The sequence below is a fragment of the Streptomyces sp. SLBN-118 genome (assembly GCF_006715635.1).
In the GTDB taxonomy this organism is placed as follows: Bacteria; Actinomycetota; Actinomycetes; order Streptomycetales; family Streptomycetaceae; genus Streptomyces.
This window is the reverse complement of record NZ_VFNP01000001.1, coordinates 1,919,861-1,933,028: the sequence shown is the minus strand read 5'-3', so window position 1 is coordinate 1,933,028 and position 13,168 is coordinate 1,919,861. Positions and strand designations below refer to the sequence as shown.

At 67.8% G+C, this 13,168-nt stretch carries 9 protein-coding genes and 1 pseudogene; 5 read left to right on the top strand and 5 right to left on the bottom strand.

Annotated elements, in window-relative coordinates:
* Window positions 1–37 precede the first annotated feature (37 nt).
* A pseudogene (locus FBY35_RS37990) lies at window positions 38–475 on the top strand (PIG-L family deacetylase); the annotation flags it as partial.
* On the opposite strand, the gene FBY35_RS37020 reads toward FBY35_RS37990, so the two are convergent.
* Window positions 418–3,405, bottom strand: a complete 2,988-nt coding sequence (locus FBY35_RS37020) for a glycoside hydrolase family 6 protein (RefSeq protein WP_260848565.1) — start codon at window positions 3,403–3,405, stop codon at window positions 418–420. The pseudogene FBY35_RS37990 and the gene FBY35_RS37020 sit on opposite strands and share 58 nt — an antisense overlap.
* 446 nt (window positions 3,406–3,851) lie before the next feature.
* Here FBY35_RS37020 and FBY35_RS08675 point away from each other — a divergent pair, with 446 nt between their 5' ends.
* From FBY35_RS08675 to FBY35_RS08665, 3 genes are all read left to right on the top strand, one after another.
* Window positions 3,852–4,910: a vWA domain-containing protein gene (locus FBY35_RS08675; RefSeq protein ID WP_142213219.1), complete on the top strand. Its 1,059-nt coding sequence runs from the start codon at window positions 3,852–3,854 to the stop codon at window positions 4,908–4,910.
* A 348-nt stretch (window positions 4,911–5,258) separates the two neighbouring features.
* The gene (locus tag FBY35_RS08670; protein WP_142213218.1) at window positions 5,259–5,834 is read left to right on the top strand and encodes an IS607 family transposase; all 576 of its coding nucleotides are present in this window, start codon (window positions 5,259–5,261) and stop codon (window positions 5,832–5,834) included.
* Window positions 5,827–7,455 (top strand): IS200/IS605 family element transposase accessory protein TnpB, encoded by a 1,629-nt coding sequence (locus FBY35_RS08665; RefSeq protein WP_142213217.1) that lies wholly within the window; start codon window positions 5,827–5,829, stop codon window positions 7,453–7,455. The genes FBY35_RS08670 and FBY35_RS08665 overlap by 8 nt, the downstream gene beginning before the upstream one ends.
* Before the next feature lie 106 nt (window positions 7,456–7,561).
* Here the strand turns inward: FBY35_RS08665 and FBY35_RS08660 are convergent, their stop codons facing one another.
* From FBY35_RS08660 to FBY35_RS08645, 4 genes are all read right to left on the bottom strand, one after another.
* Window positions 7,562–9,241 (bottom strand): SWIM zinc finger domain-containing protein, encoded by a 1,680-nt coding sequence (locus FBY35_RS08660; protein WP_142213216.1) that lies wholly within the window; start codon window positions 9,239–9,241, stop codon window positions 7,562–7,564.
* A gap of 242 nt (window positions 9,242–9,483) precedes the next feature.
* Window positions 9,484–9,699, bottom strand: coding sequence for a hypothetical protein (locus tag FBY35_RS08655; protein ID WP_142213215.1), 216 nt, complete (start codon window positions 9,697–9,699; stop codon window positions 9,484–9,486).
* Window positions 9,700–9,728: 29 nt separating this feature from the next.
* Window positions 9,729–10,988 (bottom strand): MFS transporter, encoded by a 1,260-nt coding sequence (locus FBY35_RS08650; RefSeq protein ID WP_222123122.1) that lies wholly within the window; start codon window positions 10,986–10,988, stop codon window positions 9,729–9,731.
* Entirely contained in the window at window positions 10,985–12,346 is a 1,362-nt protein-coding gene (locus FBY35_RS08645) for a rhodanese-like domain-containing protein (RefSeq protein WP_222123121.1), read from the bottom strand. The genes FBY35_RS08650 and FBY35_RS08645 overlap by 4 nt, the downstream gene beginning before the upstream one ends.
* Window positions 12,347–12,432: 86 nt before the next feature.
* Here FBY35_RS08645 and FBY35_RS08640 point away from each other — a divergent pair, with 86 nt between their 5' ends.
* Window positions 12,433–13,101 (top strand): metalloregulator ArsR/SmtB family transcription factor, encoded by a 669-nt coding sequence (locus tag FBY35_RS08640; RefSeq protein WP_142213213.1) that lies wholly within the window; start codon window positions 12,433–12,435, stop codon window positions 13,099–13,101.
* Window positions 13,102–13,168 lie beyond the last annotated feature (67 nt).

Here is a 13,168-nt window from a genome sequence, read left to right as displayed (position 1 = left end):
GGCGAGTGCCGGCGGTGGTCGCCCACCCCGAGACGAGTCGTTCGGTCTGGGCGGCCTGCTCGCCCTGCAGTCCGGCTCCGATGTGCCCACGGGCGTCCTCTGCTTCACCCATGGCGAGTCGTCCACCCTGCACGGCAGGCCCGGCGACCTGCACACCGTGCGGGCGGACGAACTCGCCTGCGCCGCACGGGAACTGGGCGTCGATCGCGTGGAGCTGACCGGACACCCGGACGGAGCTCTCGCCCCTGTCCCCGTGCCGCGGCTCGCCGCGGAGGTGACCCGCTTCATCGGCGAGCAGCGCCCCAGAGGAGCCCGCCTTCGCACCGTCGCGGTAGACGTCGTAGCCGGTCACACCAGTGTCGGCGGTCGAAGCCGTCCAGCTCAGGCTCACAGTCGTAGAGGTCTTCGCCGACACCTTCACATCCGACGGGACGCTCGGAGGCTGAGTGTCGTCCCCCGGACCCCGTCGCCGTAGAGATCGGCCAGGCTGATCCCGGTGGTGCTGGAGAAACCACCGAGCCTGACCTGGTGATCGAGGCTCACGAACTTTCCGCTCTCCTGCCACAGAGCGGGCTTGAGCAGGGTGTACTTGGCCTCGTCCCAGGTCTTCCAGTCGTTGTTGAGGAGGCCACCGGTGTCACCGGAGTTGGGGTTGATGCACCAGAACGTCTGGTGGATCTTGTTCTCCACGATGAGGTCCCGCAGGGCCGTCATCCACTTCTGGTTGGGGCCGTTGTCGAGCAGGCCGCCCCACTCACCGATCAGTAGCGGCGCCGTGTTCGACTTGTGCAGGTAGAGCCAGTTGGGGTCCCAGACGTCCCGCTCCAGCGTCGTGCGATTCCATTCGCCCTTGAACCAGGGCTGCTGGTAGACGAGGGGGCCGTAGTCGTGGGGGGAGTACACGAGCTGGTCCTGCTGGTTACCGAGGCCGACCGGGTGGTCCTTGGCGCCGCGGAGATTCCCGCCCCACCAGTCGAAGTGGTAGTCACCCTCCGTCGTGGAGGTCCAATTGGCCCCGTCCTTGGGGTAGATCTCAATGCCCTCGCACAGGACGAGGACGTTCGGGTTGATGGCGAGGATCCGCCGGCCCGCGGTCTGGCAGGCGTACTTGAAGTTGTCCTGGTCGGTGGAGTCGTCCCACTTCGCCCGTGGGATCTCGCTGTGCTTGCCGTGCGGCTCGTTCTTGATGTCCATCGCCACGATGGTGTCGTTGCTCTTGTAGCGGTCGGTGACCCATTCCCAGGCTGTGTGGAACTGCTCGGTGGTGATGGAGCCCTTCCACCAGACGGGGTAGAGGTGACCCGAGTTGTCCGCGTCGGCGCTGTGGACGTCGAGCATGACCTTGATGCCGTACGTCTCTGCCATGCCGAGGAAGGCGTCGAAGATCTGCAGGCTCGTCTTGTCCTTCAGTTCGGGGTTCTCGTAGTAGTTGACCCCGGGAACGGCGGCCTGGCCGTTCTTCCATTCCAGCAGCAGCTGCGTTGAGATCGGCACGCGCAGGGTGTTGATGCCGCGCTGGGACATCTCCTTGGTGACGGTCTCCATGTTCGCGGACCACAGGCCGTGGAAGACCCGCTCGCCGGTGTTGAAACCGAACCAGTTGGCGCCGGTCATCCAGACCTTGTTGCCGTTCTCGTCGACGATCTGGTTGCCCTGGGTGTGCAGCCAGTCCTTACCGGTGCCGGTAGCGACTTTCCCGGTCCGAGCGGTGATCTGTGAGGAGGCGTCGGAGACATTGCCCGCGGCGTCGAGTGCCTTGACCGTGTAGGCGTACTTTGTCGATGCCTTCAGCCCGCTGTCGGTGTACACCGTGCCGCTGATCGAGGCCGAGTTGACCTTGACGCCGTTACGGAAGACGTCGTATCCGGTCACGCCGACGTTGTCGGTGGCCGCGTTCCACGCGAGGGACACGCTGGTGGCGGTCTTGCCGGTGGATTTCAGATCTGCGGGCGCCGAGGGGGCCTCCCTGTCACCCGCTCCGGCCTCCCGGATTGCCGGGTAGGCGTTCTTCACCAGCATCTCGAACTGGTCATGGAACCAGTGACCCGCGAGAGGGGCGTCCGCGAGCGCGCCCGTCTTGTTGTTGCCGGCGTTCGGAGCCGTATACGCGGGATCGCACATCGGGTCCTGCTTCTTGCCCTCCTCGTTCGGGATGTCCTTGCTCGCTCCGTCGGACTCACCCGGCGGCTTCACCCACAGGTAGGCGTCCAGATGCGAGTCGGGGCTGCCCTCGGGACTCGGCTGGGGAGGCGCGCCGATACCCGCGCCGGCGACGTTGCACCACAGTCCGCGGTGGGCTCTCCTGTCGACCTTGGACTCACTCACCCAGGTGTCGAGCGTGGTGCTGGTGCTAGCGGCCGACGGGCGGCCGGATCCGCCCCATCCGTTGCGAGAGGTGTCGATGACCATGCCCGTCGAGGTGGGCCATCCCTGCGTCACCAGCTCCTTGTGAACGTCCTTCGTGAAGTCCGACTCGTCGAAGTTCGGGTTCCACTCGTAGTACTTGCTTCCCTTGACCTGCTGCCCGCCGACCGTCTTGTCCGGGTCCGTGATGAACGGCTCCGCCAGGGGCGTGTAGTTCGCGACGTTGGTGATCAATCCGTCCACACTGCTCAGACCCGCCGACGTACCCCTGGCGACGTCGGTGTAGAGCTGGACGGACTGCTTGAGGTTGTTGTCCCACCCGAGCCAGCCCGAGTGGGCGAAGTCCATGTAGGTGTAGACGTTCGGGATGGCGTGCAGCTTGTCCAGGGCGTGCTGGACCGCCTTGACCTGGATACCGCTGGACTTCGCCTGCTGGCATTCGGGGTCGCCGGCCACATTGGTCACCAGGTTCGGCAGACCGTCGGGTTCGATCACGGTGGTGATGCGGATGTCCGCGTACTTCGGGTCCTTGAAGACGTCCGAGATCGCGTCGATGTAGTCGCTCTTGTACCGGTCCAGGCCGGCCTGTGTCAGCGGCAGCTCGCCGTTGGAGGCAAGCGCGGCACAGTCACGGCCGGGTAAGTCGTAGACGACGAACGTGGCGGTGAGAGGCCGGCCGTCCTTCTTCTGTGCCAGGGCGAGGTCGAGGTGGTCCCGCAGACTCTTGCGGCCGGCGTTGGCCTCGCCGCCGTTGATCGCGGCGATCCGGTCCAGCCACACCGCGGTGGGATACGTCTTGACGGTCTCCATCTTCGCCTTGACGGATGCGTCGGCCGTCTTGCTGATCGAAGCAGCGACCAGGTCGGCATAGTCCGGGTTCACGTACGCCGAGGCTCCGGCGAACGGATTGTCCACATGGGCCTCGGCCGCGGCGGCTGGCGGTGCCGAGGGCACCGCCACTGAAGTCACCAGCAGCGCACCCGTGGCGGCTACGGCAGCGAGTGCTGCCGCAGGCGTGCTGCTATTTCTGATGAATGTCATGAATCTTCCCCTTCCGAGTCGAATGGGAGCGCTCCCATTGAGTGTTTTGTGCGCCTGACCTTTACTCTTCGAACGTGGGAGCGCTCCCATTTGCGCGCTGACATCGACCGGAAGCGGCGACTCGATGGACTCCGCGACGATGCTCACGGGTGCGGAGTGTTGCTCCGGCCGTCGACGTGCTGCCGTGACCAATGAAGCGCCAACCGGCCGTCGCGTCAATGGCCATGGCGAAGAAGTCTCGAAGACAGTTCGTAGCCGTGCGACGACCCTCAGCTGCTGCGTTGACGGGCCTCACCACGCTGATCCGACCCCCGGTCGGCAGGCGTCTCCTGGGTGCCGAACACGTCGCCGGGCGCAGGCGGGTGATCGTGCGTCAAACGCCGTTGTCAGTGCCTGCACATAGAGTTCAAGCATCACTTGGGGAGCCTCGGAGAAGGAGCAGAAACGTGTCCGCCAACAAGATCCAGCACAAGGTGAATCACGTCGCGCTGGTAGTGGACTGTTCGGGTTCCATGCGTCAGCACCAGAGTCAACTCATCCGCGTCGTGGACGAGTTCGTCGCGGGTCTGAAGGCCGAGTCGGACAGCCTCGGCCATGAGACCCGGATCAGCCTCTACTCCTTCGACCACAAGGTGGAGAACCTGGTCTGGGACATGGACGTGAAGCATCTGCCGTCCATGCGGGGTCTGTACAAGGTCAACAATGGCGCTACGGCCCTTATCGAGGCCTCTCTGAAGTCCCTGGACGACCTCGGTCATATCTGGGAGGAATACGGCGAGCACAGCTTTCTTCAGATCGTGGTGACGGACGGCGAGGAGAACGCCTCCGGTGGCGACAGGCGGCACGACGGCGACATGGCCATCCTCGGCCACTGGCTCGACAAAATCGCGGCGAAGATGGGCGGGCTTCCCGGCCACTGGACGTCTGCGATCCTCGTCCCGAACTCCCTGGCGAAGCGCACCGCCCAGAATTACGGCTTCCCGGCCGGAAACATCGCCATCTGGGACGCGGATTCCCGGGAGGGTGTCGAGGAGGCGATCGGCACCGTGCGCGCTGCCGCCACCAGTTTCCTCCGGGGCCGCGAGCAGGGCGTGCGCGGTACGAAGAACCTGTTCGCCGTCGGCCAGGACATATCGGTCGACGAGGTGCGGGCGAACCTCGAACCGATTGCGGCCGACAAGTATCGACTCCTGAAGGTCGACAAGGAGATCGAGATTCGACCCTTCGTCGATTCGCACCCGGGCGTTACGTACGAACGCGGTTCGTGTTACTACCAGTTGGGCTCCCGGGCTCAAGTTCAGCCCAACAAGGAAGTCATCGTGGTCGAGAAGGACACCGATCGCGCCTATACGGGCGACGCGGCACGCAGCCTTCTGTTCGGTACGGGTATCCGGGGGACCGTCTCCGTGAAGGCGGGGAACAATCCCAAGTTGGAGGTTTACGTGCAGAGTCGTTCGGTGAACAGGAAGCTCAAGCCGCAGACACGTCTTCTCATCATGCTCTGAAATCCAAGAAAAGAGTGAAGGGCGGTGGTCCAGGAACAGCCTCGACCCGTAGGCCAGTTGTGGACCTCACCATTTGTATTCGGCTCCGCGAGCGCGGTTGTGCGCGGCCCGGCCGCCGTCCTGACGGATATCAAGGCGATCGCCACCATCACTACGACCAGCAGGAGCAGCGACTGAATTCACCACAGTGCACAATCTTGGTCCAGGACGGCGTAGTCGGATGATGTCCGGCTCGTGGTCGGGCGAGGCCGCTCAGTCGGGTCCGGGGGGCAGGGGTCTCTACCTGCTGGTCCTCGAAGTCGGGTAGGTGAGCGTAAACCATGTATGGGTGAGTGTCGTTGTCGGAGCGTGAATCTGACGGAATGGGCGAAGACGCAGGGCGTGCATCCGCAGACCGCGTATCGCTGGTTCCGTGAGGGGACGTTGCCGGTACCGGCTCAGCGGGTCGGGCCACGCACGGTCCTGGTGAACATCGACGCGAACACCACGTCCGAGGCCATCGGCGGGCTGGGCCTGTATGCCCGTGTGTCCTCGCACGATCAGAAGACCGATCTGGAACGCCAGGTCGCTCGGCTCTGCGCGTGGGCAGCGAAGGCCGGTCACCGAGTTGTTCGTGTCGAGGCGGAGATCGCTTCCGGGATGAACGGCTGCCGTTCCAAGGCCCGGCGTCTGCTGGCCGACCCGCACGTGACCTGCGTGGTGGTGGAGCACAAGGACAGGCTCGGCCGGATGAACGTCGAGCTTGTCGAGGCCGCTTTGTCCGCGACGGGCCGTCGCCTGCTGGTCCTGGACGACGGCGAGGTCGAAGACGACCTGGTGCGGGACATGGTGGAGGTACTGACCTCGTTCTGCGCCCGCCTGTACGGGCGCAGGTCGGCGAAGAACCGCGCCCGCAAGGCACTGGAGGCCGCCAGGCGTGGCTGACCTCCGCCCGATCGCCGCGCCGTTCGTCGCTCTCGGCCCGTCCGGTGTGGCGGTACGTACCCGGCTGAAGGACCTCACGCCCGAGGATGAGAAGGTTCTGCGCTTGGTGGGGGTGCACCTGGGCTCGCTCGCCTCGAAGGACCTCAAAGCGCGTTGCATGGACGGCCCGGAGCACTCCACCGAGTCATGGGCGGCCCGTAAGAGGGACCTGACGGCCGAGTCGTCGTCCAGGTGGGCCGGGTCGATCACGAAGGCCACGCATGACCAGTGGGCGCTCGCCCTGCGCGGCCAGGCCGCACACGTGCAGTCCCTCGAAGCCGGTATCACGACGATCCGTCACCGGCTGTCGCTGCCGGTCGGACAGAAAGGCACCAAGCGGGCTCCGGGCGGCTACCGCTCCGCGCACGAGTGGTTCCACAAAACACGCCGCCTGCATGTACTGGAGGACCGCCTCGAACAGGTTCGGGCCGACCGGGAAGCGGGCCGGGTGCATGTCGTGCGTGGCGGTAAACGTCTGCTGGGAACCCGCCACAACCTCGACACGGCGCAGCTCACCGAGACCCAGTGGCGCCGGCGGTGGGAAGCCGAGCGCTGGTTCCTCCAGGCGGACGGCGAGTCGGGGAAAAGGTTCGGCAACGAGACGATCCGCATCACGCCCCACGGCGAAGTATCGATCAAGATCCCGGCCCCGCTCGCCGACCTGGCGAACGCCAAGCACGGCCGGTACGTACTCACTGCGCAGGTACGCTTCCCTCACCGGGGGCAGGAGTGGGCCGACCGCGTGGAGGCCAACCGGGCCGTGGCCTACCGCATCCACTACGACACGGGGCGCGGGCGCTGGTACATGGACGCCTCCTGGCAGATCCCACCCGCCAAGACCATCCCACTCCAAGCCGCCCTCGCCGATGGCGTGATCGGCGTGGACACCAACGCCGACCACCTCGCCGCATGGCGCTTGGACACTCACGGCAACCCGATGGGCCGGCCGCGCCGCTTCTCCTACGACCTGTCCGGCAACGCCCAGCACCGCGACGCCCAAGTACGGCACGCCCTCACCCGGCTGCTGAACTGGGCCAAGAGCTGCGGCGTCAAGGCCATCGCGGTCGAAGACCTCGACTTCCAGGCCGAGAAAACCAGAGAGAAGCACGGACGCAAGCGCCGATTCCGGCAGCTCATCTCCGGCATGCCGACCGGCAGGCTCCGCGCCCGGCTGACCTCCATGGCCGACGCCACAGGTATCGCGATCACCACCGTGGACCCCGCCTACACCAGCAAGTGGGGCGCCCAGCACTGGCAAAAGCCGATGGCCGGCCCCACCCGTAAGACCACCCGGCACGATGCGGCGAGCATCGCGATCGGACGACGCGCCCAGGGGCACCCGATCCGGCGACGGACGACACCGCCCCGTGCATACCAGAGCGATGTGCACGGGCATCGGACCGTCCAGGCCGACCGGCGTGCCCCCGGGCGTGAGGGACCCCGCCCCCGCATCCCCGGACCACGGACACGATCCGTGCTGCCGGACGCGGCGAGTACGCGGGCGAGCAGGACATCCAAAACCGTTCGGGATGGCCGCAGTGACCAGTCATGGGTCCAAGACTCACTCCTGCTCACTGATTAGGAACGGTGCGGACATCCCCTCCTCGGCGGAGCGGTGGGGCGCGGACCACTGGAGAGCTGCCCGGCCAGGCCGTCCGGCGGTGTGCAGCTCTGGGGGAGATCGCGGGCTACAACCCGTGCCGGTCGAGCAGCGCCATCAGCTTGCGCTTGCGTTTCTGGTCGGTGCGCAGGGCGGCCATGTAGGCAGCGAACGCGTCCTGTGTGCCCAGGGTGCGGTGGCAGGCGCGGGCACTGAGCAGAAGCTCGGTCAAGTGCTCGTACGCGGCGTCGCCGGTCTGCGTGAGCAGCGGGCCGATCCGGCGCAGGTACACGGCCAGGGCGTCGGCGGGGCGGCCGTCGCGGACGCGGTCGGCGAGGGTGAGCCACTGGTGGCCGTCGGCGTAACCTTCGGCCGCCGCCTCCCATGCCGCGTCGTGGTCGTCATCGTCCAGCAGGGCGTCGACCAAGGCCGAGCCCGAATGGACGAGGCTCTTTCGGCGGGCGTCGGCTCGCAGCGTGTCCAGGGCGCGGACCCGCTCGGTCTCGTCCCAGCAGTTGGCCGCGCGGGCCGCCGTACGCAGATCCTGGTACGCGGCGAGGGAACGGCGCCGCAGGAGTACGTCGCGGCGGACCGCGACCACTTCGGCCGGGCGGCCGGCCCGGGTGTAGCGCTCGCAGACGAAATCCACCAGGCGGCTGTCCGGGCCTTGGTCAAGATCGGCCTCTCGCAAACCGCGCTCCGCCCATTCCAGGGCATCGGCCCGGCGGTCAGCCCGCTCCAGTTCCTGGGCGATCAGCAGGTGCGTGGCGCCGGTCGGGGAGAGGTCGGCCGCGTGGACGGCGATCAGCGCGTCGACGCTGCCTTCTGCCGTCATCAGCTGCTCCATGAGGTACTTCTCCGCCCAGCCCTTCGGGTTGGCGCGCCAGGCTGCGACCACCAGTTCGTGCGCCCGAGTCATGCCCGCCTCGCCCAGTACCTCCTCGTAGTCCGACAGGGCGATGTCGGTGGCGTCGTTCAGGTCGCCCAGGAGGTGGTCCACCAGCCACTCGGCTGTCCGCGCCACGTCGGGGCGGGCCGCCCGGCAGGCGTCCAGGTGCACCTCGGCCAGTCCGGTCGCCACATCGCCGATGACGCCGTCCGAGTCGTCGATCTCGCCGTAGGTCCGGCCCAAGGCCGCGATGGCCTCCCGGGCCACCTCCACGGCCTCCGCCGCCCGGCCCGTCCCCATCCAGGTGCGCAGCGCGGCGACGGCCTCCGCGGCCTGGAGCCCGTACGCACGGGCGTCCGCATATTCGACGTAGCCGTACCGGGCGAAGGGCCGGGTGTCGAGCAGGCCCAGGACGCGCTCGCGTACCGCGCCGGGATCGCCCCCGGCGGTCGCCGCCCGCAGTTCGAGGCGGCGGCGCACGCAGCGGTCGCCTGCGAGGTGCTCCCGTACCAGGGAAAGGAGTTCGTCCCGGGTAAGCGATTCCAGCCAGGCGTCGAGCTGTCGACCGCGGGACGCGGCGGCAGCCCGTTGCCGGGGCACCGACTCCGCTTGTCGCAGGACGGTCAGGCCCACCGCCACGCAGTGCTTGCAGAAGTTGCCCTCCTGCCCGTATGGGCAGGAGCACCATCCGGTGAGGCCGTCCTCGTGCTCCGTCAGTTCGACCTCGTAAGCGTCGGTGCCGTCGACGGTCGCCGTGATTTCCGACTCTCCGATCTCCAGCGTGGACACGGAGGAAAGATAACCAAGACCCCGCTCGAACGACTTCGATCCCGCAAGTCGTCGCAGCTCGTCCTCGGCGAATCCAAGTGTGGTCCCCATGCGTCTCATTCAACTGGATCGGAAGCGCGGGCGGACACGCTTCGGCTGGCCGGTCGGTGCGGCGAGGTCGCTGTGCGCGACACGAGTCGTGGACGTAATGGGCGACGCCCTGACGTAAATTCGGCACACCTGACGCACGCCCTGATGGATCGTCATCTCACTTGACGCTGGCGGCGAGAGACCGTGGCGGCGCCATGGCGTGCAGGCGGGGGATCCTGGCGGACCGCTGTGCAGACGAGTGATCACTTCCGGTCAAGGTCCGTGCCCTTGGTGGTGGTGAGGTCCGCCGTGTCTCGTGAGTCGTAGCACTCGCCGCCAACCCGTACAGTGCGGCCGCACACGGAGTGCTGGGGGACGCGCTGACCCCGCTCGGCCGCTGCAAGGAGTCCTTCCAGGCCATCCTGGACATGGTGGATCTCCAGCCGTCCGCCGGTGAGTACGCCTTGACCTTCCAGCACACACCGGCCCACTGCTGGGCAGGCGGTGATCACGTGCGGGGGTGTGTCTCGTACATACGCACCGCGACGAGGAGGCCGGAGGCTGCGGTGAGAGCGGCGATGGCCCAGATCGCGGTGGTCAGGCCGTAAGCGTCGGCGAGAACTCCGGCGAGGAGGGCTCCGACGGCGAAACCTCCGTCGCGCCACAGGCGGTACACGCCGACGGCACGTGCGCGCCAGGCGGGGTGGGCGACGTCGCCGATGACGGCGAGCAGCGTGGGGTAGACCAGAGCGGTGCCGATGCCGAGGAGGACTTGGGCGGTGGCCCAGACGCCGAACGTTGTCCCGGCGGCCACGAGCCCGATGGCGGCGGCCTGCAGCAGCATCCCGGCGGTGATCAGGTGTTTGCGGCCGATGTGGTCGGACCACCAGCCGGTGAGCATCTGCCCCGCGCCCCACACGGCGGGATAGAGGGCGGCGAGGACACCGATCTGGGCGACGGACAGGCCGTTGGCGGCGAAGAGCAGGGGGAAGATGCCCCAGGCCAGGGCGTCGTTCAGGTTGTTGACCAGGCCGGCCTGGCTGGCGGCGGACAGCGCCTTGTCGCTGAGGCTCGTGAGGCGGGCGATCTGGCCCGTGGTCAGTTCCCCGTCGTGCTCGCTGCCGACAGGGGTGACGTGGCGGGCGGCTTCGAAGCGGGCATGGCCGCGGGTCTCGCGTACCACGAAGGCGGAAAGGCCCACTCCCAGGACGACGTAGGAGGCGCCGAGCAGGAACGGCTCCGGTCGCAGTCCTGCGTGTTCGGCGATGGCGCCGGTGGCCATGGCGGTTGCGGCGACGGCGCCATACCCGGCGGCTTCGTTGAGTCCCATGGCCAGGCCGCGTCGTTCCGGGCCGACGAGGTCGATCTTCATGATGACCGTGGTGGACCAGGTCAGGCCCTGACTGATGCCCAGCAGGATGTTGGCGGCGATGATCCAGCTCCAGGTTGGCCCCCAGGCGAGCATCGCGGGTATCGGCATGGCGATCAGCCACCCGGCGATCAGTACGGGCTTGCGGCCGTAGCGGTCGGACCAGGTGCCGGCGAAGAAGTTGGTGACGGCCTTGGTGGCGCCGAAGGCAAGGATGTAGGTCAGCGCGGAGGTGTAGGCGGACAGGTGGAAGACATCGTCGGCCAGCAGCGGCAGGACCGTGCGCTCCTGGCCGAGCATGCCGCCGACCAGGGCGTTGACCACGACGAGCAGGCTGAACTGGGCCAGATTGGCACGCAGTCCAAGACGTATGCCGTCGGTGGTGGTCCGGCTCGTCACGCGGTCTTCTCCAGCGGGCGTCCGGTGGCCTTGGACCAGTCGGCAGGACCGCCGTCGAGGACGGCGAGATCCTGGTGGCCGGCGCGCTGCAGCAGGCTGGCAGCGGTCATGGCGCGCTCGCCGTGCCCGCATGCCACGACAGCGCTCCGAGGCGCCTGGTCACTGAATTCCATCAGTCGGCCGAGTTCGATGTGGACTGAGCCCGCGATATGACCTGAGGTGTGTTCGGCCGTCTGCCGGACGTCCAGCACCGGCCGGTCCGCGATGCGGTCGGCGGTGACCAGTTCGATGCTTTCCTGCCGGCCGCCCTCGGCCGTCCAGGCAGCCATGCCGCCGTCGAGATGCCCGGCCAGGCGCTCGTATCCGATCTTGAGGGCCTGCCAGGCGATGTCGGCCAGGTTCTGCTCCGGCCCCGCGACGAAGACGAGTGGGGTGTCGTCGGGCAGGAGCCAGCCCAGCCAGGTGGCGAACTGAGCCCTCAGCGGGATGGAGATCGCGCCGGGGATGTGGCCGTCGGCGAAGTCCGCGGCGGGGCGCACGTCGATGAGTTGGGCGCCCTGGCCGAGCAGCGTGCGGACCTCGGCCACGGGGAGCGTCGCGAGCGTGGGGGAGCCGATGACCGTGGGCCCGCGACGGTTGATCTCGCCCAGGCGGTCGAAGTACGCCGGATAGGAGCCGAGACTTCCGAGCAGCTCCCGTACGAAATCGTCCTCGTCCGACGCGACGAGCAACGCGTTGGTTCGCTTCTGGGCGCCGATGGTGGTGGTGCGATCGGCACCGGGCGGGGCGGAGCAGAAGGAACCCGCACCATGAGTCGGCCACACCGCTGTCGCATCCGGCAGCTCGGCCAGGCGCTTGAGGGAGCGGTACTGCGCATGGGCCAGCTCCTCGGCACGGCCGGCGCCGAGCAGATCGGTGCGGGCGACCGAGCCGACGATCAGCGATCCGCCGGTGAACACACCCAACTCACGGGCACCGTCCAGCAGCAGGAAGGACAGATGCTCGTCGGTGTGCCCGGGCGTGGCCAGCGCCCGCAGTGTCAGGCCGCCCAGGTCGGTCTCGTCGCCGTCGGCGAGCGGAGTGTGCGGGAAGGCGCGACGGCCTGATGCGGAGGCCAGCACCCTCGCGCCGTCATCGGCGGCGAGCTGGAGCGCGCCGGTGAGGAAGTCGGCGTGCAGATGGGTGTCGGCGGCGTACGCGATCGTCAGGCCTCGCCGCTCGGCGGCCCGACGCAGGGCGCGCAGGTCCCGGCTCGCATCCACGGCCAGGGCCCGCCCGTCGCCCAGGTCGAGGAGATAGCTGCTGTTGCCCAGGCCTTCATCGACCAGGGGTGTCAGGTGGTCGTCGGCGAAAGCCATGAGGTCCTCCAGGTGTCGCGGCAGTGGCTGAGTGGTCACAGCACTCGCACACAGATACAATATTCCATGGATTTATGGAGGATGCCATGGGAGATGCCACCCGCAAGTCGGCGCTGTACGACGCCTTCGCTCACACCGGTAAGGCTCTGGCCAGCGGAAAGCGTCTGGAACTGCTCGATCTGCTGGCGCAGGGCGAGCGCACCGTCGACGCCCTGGCGAAGGCGGCCGGTCTGAACCTGACCACCGCGTCCGCGCATCTGCAGACCCTCAAGCAGGCCGGACTGGTCGCCACCCGCCGCGAAGGCGTACGCATCCACTACCGACTGGCCGGGGAGGACGTCGCCGCCCTCTGTGCCCTGCTGCGCCAGGTCGCCCACACCCATCAGGCGGGCGTCGAGACTGCCCGCGCCGCCTACCTCGGCACCGGCGAGGCAGAAGGGGTGGGACGCGAGGAACTGCTGGAGCGCGCCCGGGCGGGCGAGATCGTCGTCCTCGACGTCCGCCCGGCCGAGGAGTACGCGGCCGGCCACATTCCCGGCGCCCTCTCCATCCCGGTGGGAGAACTCGCCGACCGGATTGCGGAGTTGCCCACCGACATCGAGGTCGTCGCCTATTGCCGCGGCGAGTACTGCGTCCTTGCCCACGACGCCGTACGGATGCTCAGCGCCCGCGGCCGGCAAGCGGTACGGCTGGCTGACGGGATGCTCGAGTGGCGCCTGGCCCATCTGCCGGTGGCCATCGGCGCCGCCGTTTGAGCCATGCGCCGCCCGCACTCGACGACGGGCCGCCACGGTGGTACGCGGCGCGGCACATGCGGGATTC